This is a genomic window from Clostridium sp. SHJSY1, from assembly GCF_031626875.1.
GTDB lineage: Bacteria > Bacillota > Clostridia > Clostridiales > Clostridiaceae > Clostridium.
In genome coordinates this window covers 12482-31734 of record NZ_JANDMF010000058.1, presented here as the reverse complement: position 1 = coordinate 31734, position 19253 = coordinate 12482, and the positions used below count along the sequence as shown (strand labels likewise).

Here is a 19253-nt window from a genome sequence, read left to right as displayed (position 1 = left end):
ATGCGCTAAAAAAGAGAATTCAATTTTGAATTCTCTTTTTTTATCGGATAGTATCAAATTTATTTTGATACAGCCCCATGATTTTTTATCTCTATTTTTCCTTCAATTTTTCAATTAGCATATTTTTTTCATCCCATAGCTTCTTAGATAAATCAACATAATAAGTATGTGGATTTTCAAACCTCTTTATTTCATCCCATGTATTATCTAATTGAGCTTTAGTATGAGCTTTAATCTCATCTAAAGTTGGATTTTTATAAACTAATTCTCCATCTACAAATATGGGTTCTTGCAATTCTTTAACATAAAAATTCTTTAAAGTCTTCTTCTTCCAGGTAAAAACTGGATCAAATATAACATAATCTTCTCTTTCATTAATCACTTCATCAGCCATAGTTATAACATCTGCTAAAGCTTTATTAGTATCCTTATCAAAAATTCTATATACCTTTTTATATCCCGGATTAGACACCTTTTCTACATTTTCAGATAACTTAATTCTAGGAATTATATTACCCTCTTCTTCAACTGCAACAAGTTTATAAACTCCTCCAAATACAGGTGCACTTTTAGAAGTTATAAGTCTTTCACCCACCCCAAACACATCTATCTTAGCTCCTTGATTAAATAGAGATGTTATTGTACGTTCATCAAGTGAATTAGAAGCTACTATTTTACAATCAGTAAACCCTGCTTCATCAAGCATTTTTCTAGCTTTAATAGATAGATAAGCCATATCTCCACTATCAAGCCTCACTCCCCTTAATCTCTTACCCATTGGTTCCAATACTTCTTTTGCCACTCTTATTGCATTTGGAATACCAGATTTTAATACTGAATAGGTATCAACTAATAGGGTACAATTGTCAGGATAGTATTCTGCATATTTCTTAAATGCTTCATATTCATCTTCATAAAATTGAATCCATGAATGAGCCATTGTTCCTGATACAGGCATTCCTAACTTTTCTCCAACTATTGTTGTAGCTGTTCCATCTGCCCCTCCAATATAAGCTGCTCTAGCTCCATAAATTGCTGCATCATAACCTTGTGCCCTTCTTGCACCAAATTCAAGTACTGATTTACCATCAGCAGCTCTACAAATTCTACTGGTTTTTGTTGCAATTAAAGACTGATGATTAACAGTTAAAAGAATCATAGTTTCTAAAAGTTGTGCTTCTATTACAGGAGCCTTTACTGTTATTATAGGTTCATTTGGGAATATTAAAGTTCCTTCTGGCACAGCATAAATTGATCCTGTAAACTTAAAGTTTAATAAATAATTTAAAAACTTATCATTAAATATATTTAAACCTCTTAAATATTCTATATCTTTCTCATCAAATCTTAAGCTTTCTATATATTCTATAACCTGTTCAAGTCCTGCCATTATAGCATATCCACCTTGTTCAGGCACTTTTCTAAAAAACATATCAAAGTATGCTATTTTTTCTCCTACTCCATCTAAAAGATATGCATTACTCATTGTTAATTCATAAAAATCCATTAACATGCTCATATTTCTATTTTCTCTAAAATCTAATTTTTTCATTTCACTTCACCATTATTTAAAGTACTAATGTAGTACTTAAATCCCTTCTATTAATATCTTTTGTTGATTTTTCAAACATCATTGAACTAATTATACTATAATTTAAACCTTTTATTTTTTTCTTTGTATAACCATTATCAATAACTAACTCTGTTAAATTATCTTCAACTATATGATTTACTCTAAATCCATAAGTTTTTAAAAATAGTCCATTCTTAACATCAACCTTAAGAGCAACTCTTAAAATTTTTAATTCAAATACTTTTCCTTCTTTATAATATTTTCTCCTATCTTCTGTAAAAGATAATTCCATATCTTTAAATCTAAAGTCTTTCATTAATTTATTTATAAATTCAATATAAAAATTCTTCATAGCGCTCTCCTTATAATCAAATTGATGATAAGATATGTTAAAAAAATTTATTTTATTTCTTGAACTATCTCTATCCCATTATTTTTCATCTTATAAAATGCCATTAAATTCATTAACTCTGCATCATGATTTCCAAGTTTATATGTCTCAGTACAATTCATTGGAACTATTATTCTCTTATTCATATTAAATTGATTGAAGTAAGTTTTTAAAGTTATAACAAAAGTCTCAACACAAATATTGCTACATACACCCACTACTATAAAATTCTCTATTTCCTTATTTTCTTCTAACCATTTCTTAAACTTTGGTGCATGAAATCCATTAATACTATTTTTCTTAATTAATGTTGTATTATCATCTTCCTTGATAGAATCAATTAATTCTTCTTCTATCGTATTTTCTAAACAGTGCTCTGGATAATCATTAAATTCTACTGATTCTTTAGTGTGACTATCTATAAAAAATATTTTCTTATGTCCTTTTAAATTTTCATTTAACTTTTCTATAGGTTTAATTGTTTTCTCTACTCTATCTGATGCTAATAGTCCAACATCATAAAATCCTCTCACCATATCAACTACTATAAAAGTTGTATTTTTATCTAATATTTCCTCTAACTTTATACTTTTTAATTTTCCTATTTCATTTTTAATACCTAGAAGTGCATTTAGCATATTCTCTCCTCCTTAAATGTTATTAATCTCATTTATAATATAACTTTCATTTAACTTATATAGAGCTGATGGTCTATGAGCCCTGTGCTTCTTTACTTCATCTGTTTTAGTAACCATTGGAGTAATCCATCTTCTAAAGTTTTGCTTGGTTAATTCTCTTCCAAGTAACAATTCATATACTTGTTGCAACTCCATTAAAGTAAATAATCTTGGAAGTAAACTAAAGGCTATTGTTGTATATTGAACCTTATTTCTCATTCTTTCAAGAGAATAATTTAATATTTGGATGTGATCAAAGGCTAATGGCTTTTCACCTTTTACTAGCTTAGTATCATATGTGGATGTTTTATTATAACCTTTTACCTCAATATTTTCTGTTATCTCATAAGTAATAGAAATATTTCTTTTTTTATTTTCTAGCTTTATTTGAGATATTACCTTGAGCTCTTGTGAATTTATAATTTTTTTGCTAATATCAAACCACTCTACTTCATCTGCATCATCACCTGCTTTTGGATTTATATCCTCTTTATTAACCAAAGCCATGTAAGATGTTGACACAACCCTCATTCTAGGATCTCTATTAACTTCTCCCCATGTATATAATTGTTCTAAATAGACATTATCTATATTTGTTTCTTCCTTAAGTTCTCTATATACTGCACTTTCAATATTTTCTTTAATATCTACAAAGCCTCCTGGTATTGCATAGCACCCCATAAATGGATGATCTTTTCTTCTAATTAATAAAACTTTTAACTTTTTTTCAGGAACTTTTTTTATATCATTCTCTTCTTCATCATCAAGTGTAAATAAAACCATATCAACTGTTAATGAAGGTCTTTCATAATTCCCTGGATTATAATTTTTTAAAAATTCTTCTTCTGTTAATCCATTTTTATTGAGCAATTTTCGTTCCTCCTCTTATAATCAAATTGATTATATGTATCTTATGTCTTTATTATATCTGTTCATGGATAAACTTGCAAGTGTTTTTTAAAAAATAAGCTTTATATAACCTTGAAACTCTCTCCTTCCAAGTATATATAAAGCTAATTACTACTATCCTGTTCATTTTTTAATAAAAGTTCTTCTAAAGTTATATTACCATACTTCTTTAAAGCATCTATGAGCTCATCCTCATAAATTACTCCTAAAAGTTGCAGCTCTTCATCTAATACAAAGAAAGAATTAAATTTATTTCTATCTACTAAACTTAATACCTTAACCAAATCTTTTTTGTAATATACTGATATACTTTTATTATCAATATATTCTTCTTTAATTAACCTTCTTCTCTTTTTGAATAAATTTCCCATCATAATATATATAGTTTTCTCTTTTTCTAAGAAGGTTGAATATGTTATTAATATGGCTGCTAGTAATAAACTAAAATTAACTTTATGTATATACAAAGTACCAAAGAATAGTAATGATAAAACTATTGCTACTCCAAAACTTATATTGACTAATATTTTTTTTACCTTTTTGTACAAAATATTTTTTCCTAAAATAATTTCATAAGCTTTTACGCCATCAAGGGGATATGCTGGTAGCATATTGAATATAAAGAGCACTAAATTAGTTTCTATACTGCTTTCAATATAAGATATATTAAAATTTTGCCTTAATAAAAATAGCAAAATAATTGCCCCCATATTAAACAGAGGTCCAGCTAAGAAAACTATTAATTTTTGTCTTTCATTCAAATCATCCACTTCTTTAAGTTCTGTGCTAACCCCTGCAATATGAAGCTGTATTCCATATGACTCTACCCCAAAATTCCTTGCTACTATAATATGGGCTATTTCATGCAGGATTACCCAAATAAATCCCAAAAATAACTTGCTATAAAAACTACCTATAACCATTAAAACTAAAAATTCTAATAGATATATCTTAGTTTTTTTCTTCATACAATACTCCTACTACATTGCTTTTTCTATACCTCCTCTAATGATGATAAATCCATCATTTCATTTGGATCTTTCTCATTTCCCATATAAATTATTTTAAATATCATCCCTTTTGTTCCTGAAGAATCAATACTACCTGTTTTTCCTATATTTTGTCCCTTTTTAATTTCATCACCTTCATTCACCTTCACTTCTGAAAGCAATCCATAATAAGTTTCTATTCCATTCCCATTGTCCACCACTATATGTTTACTTCCATCTTCTTCATTTATTTCTCTTACTATCCCATCAAAACTTGCATTAACATCCTTATCTCCATCAGTTACTATAGCAATACCTTTATCAGATTCATCTATAACTTTCTTTTTTCCCACTGTAGGAATTGCATATTCTTCTTTTATAGTTTCTTTTAAAGTTTTTTCTCCTATCATAAAGCTTTTAGCTTCATCAATATAATCTAAAACTTTTTCTTTATATCCATCAGGATCTGGTATATTAATTGCCATTACTGCTTCATTAACATCAAATTTTTCATCTATCATTTTTTTTGAAACAGTATATGCTTCTTTTGTTCCTTCAAGTGGTATTTCTTTTATAATTAACAATAATCCTATTAATACAAAAGCTCCTCCAAATTGCCAAATCAACTTAGTAGCTATTTTATTTGGAATATTTGAATTACCACTATTTCTTATTCCATTATTAGCAGAACCTATACTTTTATATTTAGCTCCTGTTCCTTTACTTTTTACATTTCCATAGTATCTCTCATATTGAGCTTTATAATTTCCCATACATTTCCTCCATATAGTTCTATGATAAATTATATTTTCAACTAATTAGATTTATGATTTTTACCAATATACAATTCTCTACAAAAAAATAAGTTCTAAACCTATAAAAAGTTTAGAACTTATTTTTAATCAATTGTATTCATTACTATTCTAGCTGTTCCTATATTTGTTGCTACTGGTGTCGAATGTACATCACATACTCTTATAAGTGCTGATACATCTGGTTCGTGTGGCTGTGAAGTTAGTGGATCTCTTAAAAATATAACTAAATCTACTTTTCCTTCTGCAATTCTTCCCCCAATTTCTTGGTCTCCACCATATGGTCCTGATAAGTATCTCTTAACATTTAAGCCTGTAGCTTCTGAAATCTTTAATCCAGTAGTTCCAGTTGCTATTAGTTCATGATTTTTAAGTTTATCCTTAAACTCAATAGCAAGCTTAATAATCTCTTCCTTCTTCTTATCATGTGCAATTAATGCGATCTTCATAAAATTTCCCCCTAGAAATGTATTTTCTTTTTCCTCATACCAATATTTAAAACCAAACCTATTGCTACTATTGTTGTAAGAAGAGAACTTCCTCCATAACTTATTAACGGTAATGTTATTCCAGTTATCGGTAATAACCTTATAGTCATTCCAATATTCTGAGTTATAGCAAATAAGAAATATGAGACAAGCCCTATGCAAACAGCAGATGCAAATTTATCTTTTGTATTTCTAGCTATGGCTATCATCCTTGCAATAAGCATTCCATATAAAAGCAATAATATTATTGCCCCAATAAATCCCCATTGTTCTCCTATAGCTGAAAATATAAAATCAGTTTGAATTTCAGGTACATGAGTTCCTGAATATCCTGGAGCTACATCTGGACTTAATGATGGTCTTGATCCCAAAAGACCTCCTGAACCTATTCCTATTAATGATTGATTTACTTGATATCCATTTGCAGAATCTTCTGCATCTGAACTCATAAATGATAGTATTCTAGCTTTTTGGTGAGGTAGTATAATCCCTGAGTTCCACAGTACTACAACTGCTAAGAATAGAGAAAAAGCTCCTCCCCCTATTATCCTTCTATCAAGCCCAGCAATAAAGAGCATTCCAAGAACTATAAAAAAACATACCATGGACATTCCCATATCTGGTTGAGCTAAAATCAATCCTACTGGAATCATAGCCCATACAAAAACTTTAAAAATATTCCTGATATTGTTTATTTCATAATCCATATCATCTAATACTTTTGCTATCATCAATATGATTGCAAACTTAGCAAACTCTGCAGGCTGCATTTGTTGTCCTGCAATTTTAATCCATCCAGTTGCACCATTTACTTTTAATCCAACATGTGGTATCCAAACTGAAATAAGTAAAACCACAGATCCCCAATAAAATATTGGAATATACCTAAACATATCTCTATAGTCTATGGCTATCACAAAATATAAAACTACTAAAGAAAGCACAAACCAAGCTAATTGTTTCTTAACATAAGTAAATGCTGGTAAGTCATTTGTTCCACCTTTAGTTGCTAAATATATATTAAGTGAACCATATATAACTAAAGCTATCATGGAAAATAAAAGCATCTTATCCATATCTCTAAGTAATCTAAAATCTAACTTGTATCTACTAATTAGTCCTTTTTCTTTAATCAAAGTCTGACCTCCATACTTTTAGAATAACATATTAATTATATATTATTATATTAATTTTCTCCATAATTAAAATAGAAATATATCGAAATATAATAATTTTTTAATAAATGGCTAAATAAAGGTCCCCCATTAAAAATGTATTTTTTTCTTCCTCATACCAATATTTAAAACTAAACCTATTGCTACTATTGTTGTAAGAAGAGAGCTTCCTCCATAACTTATTAAAGGCAATGTTATCCCTGTTGTTGGCATTATTTTTATAGTCATCCCAATATTTTCAGTTATAGCAAACAAGAAATATGAGACAAGCCCTATACAAACGACTGATGCTTGTCTATCCTTTGTATTTCTAGCTATAGCAATCATTCTTGAAATAAGTACCCCATATAAAAATAACAATATTATTGCTCCTATAAGTCCCCATTGTTCTCCTATAGCCGAAAATATAAAATCGGTCTGTACTTCGGGTACATGGGTTCCTGAATATCCTGGAACTACATTAGGATTTATTGATGGTCTTGATCCCCAAAGACCTCCAGAGCCTATTCCTATTATAGATTGATTTACTTGATATCCATTTGCAGAATCTTCTGCATCAGAACTCATAAATGATAATATTCTACCTTTTTGATAAGGAAGTATAAAACCTGAATTCCACAATACTACAATTGCTAAAAATAAAGCTAAAGATCCTCCTCCTATTATCCTTCTATCTAAACCTGCAATAAAAAGCATTCCAAGTACTATAAAGAAGCATACCATAGTCATTCCCATATCTGGTTGAGCTAAAATCAATCCTACTGGAATCATAGCCCATACAAAGATTTTAAAAATATTCTTTATATTGTTTATTTCATAATCCATATCATCCAATGCTTTTGCTATCATTAAAATAATTGCAAACTTAGCAACCTCAGCTGGTTGTAATTGCGGTATTCCAGGAAGTCTAATCCATCCAGTTGCACCATTTACTTTAACACCAACATGTGGTATCCAAACTGAAATCAACAAAACTACAGATCCCCAATAAAATATTGGAACATACCTAAAAATTTCTTTATAATCAATAACTATTACAAAGTACAAAATAATTAATGAAAATACAAACCAAGCTAATTGTCTTCTAACATAATTAAATGGTGGTAAATCATTTGCTCTGCCCTTTGTTGCTAAATATATATTGAATGACCCATATATAACCAAAGCAATCATAGAAAACAGAAGCACTTTATCCATATCTTTAACTAATCTAAAATCTAACTTATACCTACTTATAAGCCCTTTTTCTTTAATCACGGTCCCACCTCCGTATTTTTTAAATAAAATATTAATATTCATATTAATTATTATATTTCTTTTTTTAGATTAAATTTCAAATAAATAATTAAATAAGTAGAATTGTTGATATTAATTTCAACAATTCTACTTATTTTATTTACCTACCTCTAACTCCCTTAATTGGAATGTTTGCAACTAAAGCTGACCCAGTATCTCCCTCAACTGCTTCACTTTTTGTAACTGATATTTCAACATCATCAGCATGAATATCAATATATTTTGATAGAACTTCCAATATTTCAAATCTAATTTTATCAATAGTTTCTTCTGGTATATCTCCTCTATCGTGTATCAAAATCAACCTTAATCTATCCTTTGCTACATCTTTAGGTTTTTGTTTACTGCCAAATCCACCAAAAATTCCCATGAATACACCCCCTACTTACGTCCAAAAAGCTTCTTCAATGATCCTATGAATCCAGAAGATTCTTTTCCTAATTCCATTATAGGAACTTCCTCTCCTGTAATTCTTTTTGCAATATTTCTAAATGCCTGTCCAGATTTAGATTTATCTTCAAGAACTATTGGTTCTCCCTTGTTTGTAGATACTGTTATATTCTTATCATCTGGAACAACACCTACAAGCTTTACAGATAATGTTTCTATAATATCTGAAACATCTAACATATCACCGCTTTTTGCCATATCATAGTTTAATCTGTTTACTATCACTCCATGATCTTCCAATCCTTTTGCATCAAGTTTTCCTATTACTCTATCTGCATCTCTAACTGAAGTTATTTCTGGATTAACCACCACAACTGCTTTATCTGCACCAATAACTGCATTTTCAAAGCCTTGTTCTATACCTGCTGGAGAATCAATTAATACATAATCAAAATCTTCCTTAAGTTCTCCTACAAGTTTTAACATATCTTGTGCTGTTATATCATCTTTATCTTTAGTTTGTGCTGTTGGAAGTAAACATAAATTAGAAAATCTCTTATCTTTTATAAGTGCTTGTTTAAGCCTACATCTTCCTTCTATTACATCCATCAATGTATATACAATTCTATTTTCTAAACCCATTAACACATCTAAATTTCTTAAACCTGTATCTCCATCTACTACTACTACTTTATTTCCTAAAGCAGCTAAAGCAGTTCCTATATTTGCCGTTGTAGTCGTCTTTCCTACGCCGCCCTTACCTGATGTTATTACTATTGACACTCCCATTTAATTATCCCTCCAAGAATTAATAAATATATTTATTAGTTAAATACGGTTCTACTATAATGGCTCCATCTTTTACCTTTGCCACTTCTGGATATCGTGGTTTTGGACTATCATCTGGTGAAATAGTTATTATGTCTCCTATTTTAAGTATCTCCGGTTGAAGTGAAAATGCTGCAATTATAGCTTTACTATTACCACTAGCTCCTGCAAAAACATTTCCTTTTATACTCCCTAGAACTATTATATTCCCACCTGCAAATACCTCAGCACCACTGTTTACATCTCCAATTATCACTATATTCCCCGGGAAATTGACAGTCTGTCCTCCCCTAACCGTTTTTTCTATAAATTTAGTTCTTCCCTCATAAATACCATTAAATGTCTTTACTTCTTTTTGCTTTTCTTTCACTTTTATGTCTTCTACAATTATCTCTTTGACACCTATCTCTTCAAAGAGTATATCTTTTAGTTTTACCATATCTCTCTCATTTATTACAGAAATATTAATTGTTATGTACAGGGTCGAATCTTTATAAAATTTCTTACCCTTTGATAATTTTTCTGTCAGCCTAGTTAACATATCTTGGAATCCTCCAAACTTATCCATGTCAACTAATGCATTTATCCCATTTTTGTTGCCTTTTATAATTACTCCACTTTTCTCCATTGGCTACCCTCCACCAATTATATGCTATATATTAATTCAATTAATATGATTAAATTCCTCCTTAATATATACTTTTTCCCTATAATTATATCATTAATGTACTAAAAAGAGTATCTATAATTTAAAAGATACTCTTTTTTATAAAATGTCTATTTACTTGTCTTATTATCTGGTTTCTTAGTTTGTGCATCTACTACATATTTTTTAAATGATGCTGAACTTGATGTATAAGACTTTGGTAGTCTATCTTTAAAATAAGCATCATATATCGCTTTAGCTACTGGTGCAACAGACCCACCATGTCCACCATCATAAGCTACAGCTACAACTGCAATTTCTGGATTATCTGCTGGTGCAAAGCTGACATACGGAGCATATGGTGCTCTTCCATAATCTGTTTGCTTTTCTCCAAAATCCGCAGTACCAGTTTTACCTGCTGTCTCAATAGGATATCCATTCCATGTAGCTTTTGCTGTACCATCTTCATCATTGTTAACTTTTTTCATACCTTCTAAAATAGCTTTATAAACTTCTGGTTTTATATCAACCTTATCTAACGCTTCAGGTTTATATTCTTGAACTACATTTCCATCTGGATCTGTTATTTTATCAACATAATGTAATTTATATTTGGTTCCACCATTAGCTAATGTTGATACATATTGAGCCATTTGCATTGGTGTAAATGCATTCATCCCTTGTCCTATAGCTGAATATACTTGTTGTCCTGGTGATTTAATTTCTGCTCCTCTATCACTAATTACAAATTTTGCAATAGATTGTACTACAAGTTTAGCTTGGGCATTTACATCTACTTTTCCTTTTCCGCTTGATTCATAGTTTTTTACATTTTCTTTATATTTGTCTGATGTATCCATAATTGTTTTAACATCATCCAATAGATTTTTTTCTAGTTCACTTGTTTTTACTTCATTGCTTGTCCCAATTGTCTTGAAAGCTTCTGTTATTGTGCTTTTCAAACTAGTTTTTGCTTTCTTCAACTTTTCACTATCATCTTCATTATCTGAATAATCGAAAGGCACAAACTTATTTCCATTTCCAGCATAATAACCTGCCTCTAAGAAATCTCTTAAATCATACTTTGAATATGCTATTGCATTATTTTTATATGATTCAAAATTATATACTTGCCCAAAATTTTCTTCTATTTCAATTCCTGTACTAGCTTTTTGTTTTCCATTTGGATCTACTCCAAGGCCAAACTTCCATGCATATTTTGCAATAGCATCAAGAGCTGATATATTTTGCCCACCATTTTTGTATAATCTATATGCTACTTCATAGAAATAATAGTTACAAGATACTTCTAGTGCTCCACTTACATCTACTGCTCCATGAGTCTGACTTCCTCCACTATTAGAATATATTAAACACTCTGGTCCAAAACTTTTTCCATATACATCTGGATGCTCTTTAAATATACCTTTATCAACTATTGTTTCATTAGGTTTTACTACCCCTTCTTGCATACCAGCTATTCCTGTAATGGGTTTAAATGTTGACCCTGGTGGCAATAAGCCTTGAGTTGCATAATTATAAAATCTCTTTGGATATAAATCGTATGGATCTGTTCTAACTCCATCTGATGATTTAGGAAATAAATCATCTACTGTTTTTGATAATCCTCTTGATTTTATATAATTCTTTCCAAAGGCTTCTAAGTCCGGACTGAAATACTCCTTTGTTTCTTTATCTGTCAATTGTCCTGAAATAGCAAACTTATTCGGATCATAATTAGGGTAGGACACACTTGCTAGTATTCTTCCTGTTTTAACCTCTACAGCAATAGCTGCTCCTCTAGTTGCTCCTGGGAAAGCTTCCCCTGTTCCACCTGCTCTAATATTTGTCATTGCATCTATTAATGACTGCTCTGCTGCATATTGAATGTTTTTATCAATTGTCAGATGAACATTATTCCCAGGATAAGTTTGAAGTTGAAACATTTCTTCTGTCACTCTTCCTTTGGAATTAACTTTAACTGTCGTTCCACCTTTTACTCCTTTAAGTTGATCTTCAAATGAGGATTCTATTCCTGAAACACCTATAAGATCAGTAGATGAATCATATCCTCTTAATTCATATTTATCTTTACTCAAAGTATCTATTGGAGATATATATCCAAGAACTGAAGAAGCTAATTCATTGTATGGATAACTTCTTATTGGTTCTAAACTTACATCAATACCTGGTAGATCATTTAGTTTTTGCATTATTATTAAGGCTGTATCCTTTTTTATGTTACTGGTTACAGCAACGGATTTATATCCTTTAAAACTTTCCATTTTTAATGCATCTTTTACTACAATATAAGTTCTAAGTTGACTATAAGAATATTTATCTAGAAGTAGTTTTGTTATCTCTTCTCCTGACATATCCTTATAATTTTTAACTCTTTCTTCATATGCTTTATGCTCTGCCAATTTTTCATCTTCTGGTTCTGGATCTATTAAATTAATTAAATTATAACTTTTCACTAAATAATAAAAGACTTCTTTTGGAGTTATATCCATAAGCTTTTCATTAACAGCATTTATTTGATCATCTGTTAAATCACTAGTCTTACCATCATACAATTCATTTTCAATATCTTCATTTAAACCTCTATCTCTTTTAAATCGCACCTCTTGAGCCTTTCTAGTGGTTTCATCTGTTCCTGTGAACTGAAAATATGGCTCATTTTTATTGTCTAACTTTAATGCTAAATCGTCTTGAAAGCTTTCACTATTTTGTGAAAGTATTGATAAAACTGAATCAATTGTATTAAAAAAGTGTTTATCAGCTTCTGTGGTTGTTGTATATTTTATTGTGTATGTTTGCTGATTGGTAGCTAATATATTTCCATTTGCATCATATATTATTCCCCTAGGTGCTTTTTCCGATATAAATCTAGTTGCAGTTGTATCTGCTTGATCCTTATAATCATCGTGCTTGTACAATTGAACATATACAAGTTTTGAAATGATGACTGTAAATATTATTCCCATTATCCCTAAGAAAATATTATATCTTGAGGGTCTTTTCTTTTTCTTCGGTCTATTAACTATCATTTTAACCTCCACCTATGTTTACATCTATAACTTCCACTAGCAATTATATCACTAATACAAGAATTTTTGCAGTATGTAACAAAAAAGTAATAAAAAAAAGAAGTTATCATTTTTTAAGATAACTTCTTTTTTCATTTTAAGGAGTTCCCAATGCATATTTTTGAAAAGAGTCTGATTTAGCAACATAATCTGGATGCTCTTTTTGTAATTTTTCTTTGAAATATGCTTCATAAATAGCTTTTGCAACTGGTGCAACATAAGAACCATGCGCGCCATCATAAGCCACTGCTACAACTGCAATTTCAGGACTATCAGCAGGTGCAAAACTAATATATGTCGCATATGGTTTTCTTCCATAATCCTCTTGATCATCTTTGGCATCTGCAGTTCCTGTTTTACCTGCAGTATTTATAGGAAACCCTTCCCATGTAACCTTAGCTGTACCTCCATCATCATTATTAACCTTTTCCATACCTTCTACAACAGCATTTCTAACTTCTGGTTTTATATCAATTTTATCTATAACTTCTGGTTTATATTCCTGAATTAAATTTCCATCTGGATCAGTTATCTTATCAACATAATGTAATTTATATCTAGTTCCCCCATTAGCTAATGTAGAGATATATTGAACTAATTGCATTGGTGTAAATGCATTCATTCCTTGTCCAATTGCGGAATAAACTTGTTCTCCTGGTGATTTAATTTCTGATGCCCTATCATAAACTACATATTTTGAAATAGCCTGAACTACAAGCTTAGATTGTGAATCTATATTAAACTTACCTTTATCACTCTCTTCATATTTCTTTACATTTTCTTTATATTTATCGGATGTGTTCATTATAGTTTTTATATCTTCCATAATATCTTTTTCAAAGACAGTAGTAGATTTCACCTCATCATTTGTTCCTATCTTTTTTAATATTTCTGTTATTTTACCTTTCAAACTAGTTTTAGCTGCTCTTAACTTTTCACTATCATATTCATTGTCTGAATAGTCAAATGGGATAAATTTACTTCCATTTCCACTATAAGACCCTGATTCTAAAAAATCTCTTAATATAAATTTAGAAGAATCTATTGCTCTATTTTTATAAGATTGAAAGTTATATACTTGTCCATAGCTTTCCTCCAATTCAATTCCTGTACTGGCCTTTTCTTTACTATTTGGGTCCACACCTAGACCAAATCTCCATGCATATTTTGCAATAGAATCAAGAGCTGGTATATTTTGTCCCCCCTTATTGTACAATCTATAAGCTACATCATAAAAATAAAAATTACAAGATTCTTCAAGTGCCCTAGTAACATCTATGTTTCCATGTGCTTGTTGCCCTAATGAAAATTCATAACACTTAGGTCCAAAACTATCTCCATAAACCTCTGGATGTATATCATATTTTCCTTTATCATATACCATTTCAGTTGGTCCAACGACTCCTTCTTGAAGCCCTGCTATGGCAGTAAGAGGTTTAAAAATTGATCCTGGTGGTAACAAACCTAAGTGTGCATAATTATAAAAGGGCTTTGGATACAAATCATATGGGTCTGTTCTAACTCCATCTACTTTAGGAAATAATTCATCTAGTGACTTTGATAAACCTCGTGAACTTATATAATCCGTCCCAAATTTATCTAAATCTGGACTAAACCATTTTTCTGTTTCTTGATCTGTCAATCCTCCAGAAATTGTGAATTTATTTGGATTAAAACTTGGATAAGATACACTAGCTAATATCCTTCCTGTTTTTACTTCAACTGCAACCGCTGCGCCTCTATTGGCTCCAGGATACCCTTTATCTGAATCTGTTCTAATATGTTCCATCGTATCAACCAATGACTTTTCTGCTGCATATTGAATATTTTTATCAATTGTCAAATGTACATTATTTCCTGGATAAGATTGCAATTGAAATAATTCTTCTGTTGTTCTTCCTTCTGAATTAACTTTAACCGTAGTTCCCCCTTTAACTCCCTTAAGTTCATCTTCAAAAGCAGATTCAATCCCTGCAACTCCTATAAGATCTGTTGATATATCATATCCTCTTAATTCATATTTTTCTTTACTTAAATTATCTATTGGAGATATATATCCAAGAATTGATGCTGCTAAATCATTATATGGATAAAATCTAACTGGTACTGATTTTACATCCACTCCAGGTAAGTCATTTAATTTTTGCTTTATTATAAAAGCTGTGTTTTTTTCTATATTACTAGCTAAAGTAACAGTTTTATAATTATAACCTTTAAAACTCTCCATTTTTAATGCATCTTTCACCACCATATAAGTTCTAAGTTGAGAATAAGAATAATTTTTAAGAAGTAAATTAGTTAATTCTTCTTCATCCATTTCTTTATACTCCTCAGCTCTTTCCCTATATTGCTTATATTCTTTACTTTTTACATCCTTAGGCTCTGGATCTATTAAATTTATTAGATTATAACTTTTTACTAAATAATAAAAAACTTCTTTTGGAGTTATTTCAATAAGCTTTTCATTAACAAGATTTATTTGATCATCTGTCAAATCATTTTTTTTACTATCAAAATTCAAATCTTTTTCAACTTTTTCATTTAATCCTCTATCTCTTTTAAAACGTATCTCTTCAGCCTTTTTAGCACTTTCAGTTGTACTCTTAAACTGAAAATATGGCTCACTATTGCCATCCAATTTCAATATTAAATCATCTTCAATTCCTTCTTTATTTTCTGAAAGTAATGCTAAAGCTGAATCTATTGTTTTAAAGAAACTTCCATCTGCTTCTGGAGTTGTTGTATATGTCATAGCATATGTTTGCTTATTGCTAGCTAATATATTTCCTTTTGAATCATATATAATTCCCCTTGGCGCCTTTTCTGATACAAATCTTGTTGCCTGTGTATCTGCCTTTTCTTTATAATCATCATGCTTATAAATTTGAATATAGAAAAGCCTTGAAATTATTGCAGCAAATACCACTCTCATTATCCATATATACACACTATATCTCGAAAATTTTTTCTTCTTTTTTTGTCTACTAATTATCATTTAATCCCCCACTTATAAAGCTGTTTTTCCTTATAATAGAAATTATACCATTTTAATCACATATTTTGAATTATATAAGATAAAAGTAATAAAAAAGAAGTTATCTTTTTATGATAACTTCTTTTTTTACTAACCCTTTTTATGGAGCACCTACTACATATTTTTGATATGTAGTAGAAGCTGATGTATACCATGGAAATTCTTTTTCTAATTTTTCTTTAAAATAAGCTTCATATATAGCTTTTGCCACTGGTGCTGTAGATGAACCATGACCTCCATCATATATTACTCCTACAAAAGCTATTTCTGGATTTTCAAGTGGAGCAAAACTTATATAAGTAGCATATGGTGCCCTTCCAATTTCTTTTTGCCTTTCTGCAAAATCAGCAGTACCTGTTTTCCCTCCAGTTCTTATTGGGAAATTGCCAAATACCCTTGCAGCTGTTCCCCCTTCATCATTATTAGCTTTATACATACCTTCCCTGATGGCCTTTATTGTTGAATCTTTCAACTCAATTTTATCAAGTACCTCTGGGTCATATTTTTGTATAATATCTCCATTTGAACTTGTTACCTTATCAACAAAGTGTAATTTATATCTAGTTCCACCATTTGCAAGTGTTGATACATATGATGCTAATTGTGTTGGAGTAAAATTATTCATTCCTTGACCTATAGATGCATATATCGCTTGTGCTGGAGATGTAATTTCTGATCCCTTATCATTTACTACAAACCTAGCTATTACTTCTGCTATTATTTGTGCTTGTGAATCTAGATTAACTTTTTTATTATATTTTGATTCATATTCACTAACATTTTGCTTATATTTATTTGAAAGATTCATTATATTCTTTATGTCATCTAATAATGTTTTGGCAAATTCATCTGTATTTAATCCACTGTTATCTACTCCAATTTTGTTAAATCTATCTGCAACTTTATCTTTTAAAGATATTTTTATTTCTTTTAATCTTTCACTATCGTCTCCATTATTTGAATAATCAAATGGAACAAAGAATTTTATACCTTTATACTTTCCTGATTCTAAATAATCTCTAAGTTCAAATTTAGCATATAAAATAGATTGATTTTTAAAAGAAGTGAAATTATACACTTGCCCAAAATTCTCTTCTATTTCAATTCCTGTACTATTTCTTTCTTTAGTACTAGGGTTTGCACCTAATCCAAATTTCCATGCATATTTTGCTATACTATCTAGCCCTTCTACCCCTGAACCAGCTTGCTTATATAATCTGTAAGCTACTTCATAGAAATAATAATTACATGATACCTCTAATGCATGAGTTATATCTGTATTTCCATGAGTAACATGATAATTAGTATAAAGTAAACATTCCGGGCCAAAAGCAGTTCCAAAAGTCTCTGGATGATCATTAAATTTACCTTTATCATAGATTGTGCTTGAAGGATAAACCACTCCCTTTTCCAATCCTATAAGCCCTGTTAATGGCTTAAATGTAGATCCTGGAGGAATTAATCCTTGTGTAGCATAATTATAAAATGCTCTTGGGTATAAATCATATGGATCTGTTCTTAATCCATCAACAATTGGAAATAATTCATCTATAGTTTTATTTAATCCTCTAGAATTTATAAATTTTTCTCCAAAGCTCTCTAAATTAGGGCTAAAATATTCTTTGGTTTGATCACTTGTTAACTGACCTGAAATAGCAAATATATTTGGATTGTAATTAGGATATGAAACACTTGCTAATATTCTACCAGTATTAACTTCTACAGCAACAACAGCTCCCCTAGTTGCCCCTGGATATGGAGCTTCATTTGAATTTCTAATAGATTCCATAGTATCTTTCAATGATTGCTCTGCAGCATATTGAATATTTTTATCTATTGTTAAATGTATATTGTTTCCTGGATAAGTCTCTAGTTTAAATAACTCTTTTGTAACCCTTCCCTTTGAATTAACCTTGACTGTCGTTCCCCCTTTAACTCCCTTTAACTGCTCTTCAAATGCTGATTCTATTCCCGAAACACCTACAAGATCACTAGATGCATCATATCCTCTTAATTCATATTTTTGCTCATTTGAAGGGTTTATTGCCGACATATATCCAATTACTGAGGATGCCAATTCATTATATGGATATAATCTAGTGGGTTCTAATTTAATATCTATTCCTGGTAAATCATTTAACTTTTGAAGTATAATCAATGCAGTATCCCTTTTAATATTTGTTGATAATATTACTGTTTTATATCCTTTAAAACTTTGCATTTTTAATGTATCTTTTACTAATATATATTTTCTAAGTTGCTCATAAGAATACTTTTTCAGAAGCATATTGGTCAATTCTTCTCCTGACATTCCACTATATTCTTTAATTTTTTCATCACTTGGATTTTCATCAATCAATTTAATTAAGTTATAACTTTTAACTAATTTATAAAAAGCTTCTTTAGGAGATATTCCTACAAGTTTTTCATTTACTACACTTTTTTGCTCTTCTGTTAGATTCGTAGTTTCATCCCCATACAATTCTTTTTCTATTTCCTCATTAAACCCTCTATCTATTTTAAATCTTATTTCTTCTGCATTTTGATCACTTTTAGTAGTAGTTTTATATGCAAAATATGGTTCTCCATTTCCACTTAATTTTATCATTAAATCATCTATAAATTTCTCTCCATTCTCTGATAAAATAGAAAATACAGAATCCATAGTAGCAAAAAATACTTTATCCGCTTCTTCTGTAGTCGTATACATCATAGAGTAGGTTTGTGTATTTGTAGCTAATACATTTCCATTTCTATCATATATAATACCTCTAGGCGATTTCTCTGATACAAATTTAGTGGAAGTCGTATCTGCTCTTTCTTTATAATCATCATGCTTATATATTTGAATATATATAAGCCTTCCGATAACCACAGCAAATACGACTTCCATAATTAATAAAAATATTGTATACCTAGAAAGTTTCTTTTTTTCTTTTGGTTTTTTAACCACCAT

The 19253-nt window shown here is 29.9% G+C and carries 15 protein-coding genes; all 15 read right to left on the bottom strand.

The window, feature by feature from the left end:
• Nucleotides 1-91: 91 nt before the first annotated feature.
• The 15 genes from NNC19_RS20320 to NNC19_RS20250 all read right to left on the bottom strand — a co-directional run bounded on the left by NNC19_RS20320 (nt 92) and on the right by NNC19_RS20250 (nt 19253).
• Entirely contained in the window at nt 92-1552 is a 1461-nt protein-coding gene (locus NNC19_RS20320; protein ID WP_310940525.1) for a nicotinate phosphoribosyltransferase, read from the bottom strand.
• A 16-nt stretch (nt 1553-1568) separates the two neighbouring features.
• The gene (locus NNC19_RS20315) at nt 1569-1925 is read right to left on the bottom strand and encodes a hypothetical protein (RefSeq protein ID WP_310940524.1); all 357 of its coding nucleotides are present in this window, start codon (nt 1923-1925) and stop codon (nt 1569-1571) included.
• Nucleotides 1926-1972: 47 nt separating this feature from the next.
• Entirely contained in the window at nt 1973-2602 is a 630-nt protein-coding gene (locus NNC19_RS20310) for an isochorismatase family protein (RefSeq protein ID WP_310940523.1), read from the bottom strand.
• Between the two features lie 12 nt (nt 2603-2614).
• Entirely contained in the window at nt 2615-3511 is an 897-nt protein-coding gene (locus tag NNC19_RS20305; protein WP_310940522.1) for an NrtR DNA-binding winged helix domain-containing protein, read from the bottom strand.
• Nucleotides 3512-3654: 143 nt separating this feature from the next.
• Entirely contained in the window at nt 3655-4518 is an 864-nt protein-coding gene (locus NNC19_RS20300; RefSeq protein WP_310940521.1) for a peptidase M50, read from the bottom strand.
• A 26-nt stretch (nt 4519-4544) separates the two neighbouring features.
• Nucleotides 4545-5312 carry a M23 family metallopeptidase gene (locus NNC19_RS20295; RefSeq protein ID WP_310940520.1) on the bottom strand — a complete coding sequence of 256 codons (768 nt, stop codon included), beginning with the start codon at nt 5310-5312 and terminating at the stop codon, nt 4545-4547.
• A 125-nt stretch (nt 5313-5437) separates the two neighbouring features.
• The gene (gene mgsA / locus NNC19_RS20290) at nt 5438-5800 is read right to left on the bottom strand and encodes a methylglyoxal synthase (protein ID WP_310940519.1); all 363 of its coding nucleotides are present in this window, start codon (nt 5798-5800) and stop codon (nt 5438-5440) included.
• 11 nt (nt 5801-5811) lie between these two features.
• Nucleotides 5812-6915 carry an FtsW/RodA/SpoVE family cell cycle protein gene (locus NNC19_RS20285; RefSeq protein WP_310940527.1) on the bottom strand — a complete coding sequence of 368 codons (1104 nt, stop codon included), beginning with the start codon at nt 6913-6915 and terminating at the stop codon, nt 5812-5814.
• A 189-nt stretch (nt 6916-7104) separates the two neighbouring features.
• Complete coding sequence (locus NNC19_RS20280; protein WP_310940526.1) at nt 7105-8211, bottom strand: FtsW/RodA/SpoVE family cell cycle protein; 1107 nt, start codon at nt 8209-8211, stop codon at nt 7105-7107.
• Between the two features lie 199 nt (nt 8212-8410).
• Nucleotides 8411-8680, bottom strand: coding sequence for a cell division topological specificity factor MinE (minE, locus tag NNC19_RS20275; RefSeq protein WP_310940518.1), 270 nt, complete (start codon nt 8678-8680; stop codon nt 8411-8413).
• Nucleotides 8681-8691: 11 nt separating this feature from the next.
• Nucleotides 8692-9489: a septum site-determining protein MinD gene (gene minD / locus NNC19_RS20270; RefSeq protein WP_310940517.1), complete on the bottom strand. Its 798-nt coding sequence runs from the start codon at nt 9487-9489 to the stop codon at nt 8692-8694.
• Nucleotides 9490-9508: 19 nt separating this feature from the next.
• Nucleotides 9509-10156: a septum site-determining protein MinC gene (gene minC, locus NNC19_RS20265; protein WP_310940516.1), complete on the bottom strand. Its 648-nt coding sequence runs from the start codon at nt 10154-10156 to the stop codon at nt 9509-9511.
• A gap of 149 nt (nt 10157-10305) precedes the next feature.
• Nucleotides 10306-13224, bottom strand: a complete 2919-nt coding sequence (locus NNC19_RS20260; protein ID WP_310940515.1) for a penicillin-binding transpeptidase domain-containing protein — start codon at nt 13222-13224, stop codon at nt 10306-10308.
• A 136-nt stretch (nt 13225-13360) separates the two neighbouring features.
• Nucleotides 13361-16258: a penicillin-binding transpeptidase domain-containing protein gene (locus NNC19_RS20255; RefSeq protein WP_310940514.1), complete on the bottom strand. Its 2898-nt coding sequence runs from the start codon at nt 16256-16258 to the stop codon at nt 13361-13363.
• Nucleotides 16259-16397: 139 nt separating this feature from the next.
• The gene (locus NNC19_RS20250; RefSeq protein WP_310940513.1) at nt 16398-19253 is read right to left on the bottom strand and encodes a penicillin-binding transpeptidase domain-containing protein; all 2856 of its coding nucleotides are present in this window, start codon (nt 19251-19253) and stop codon (nt 16398-16400) included.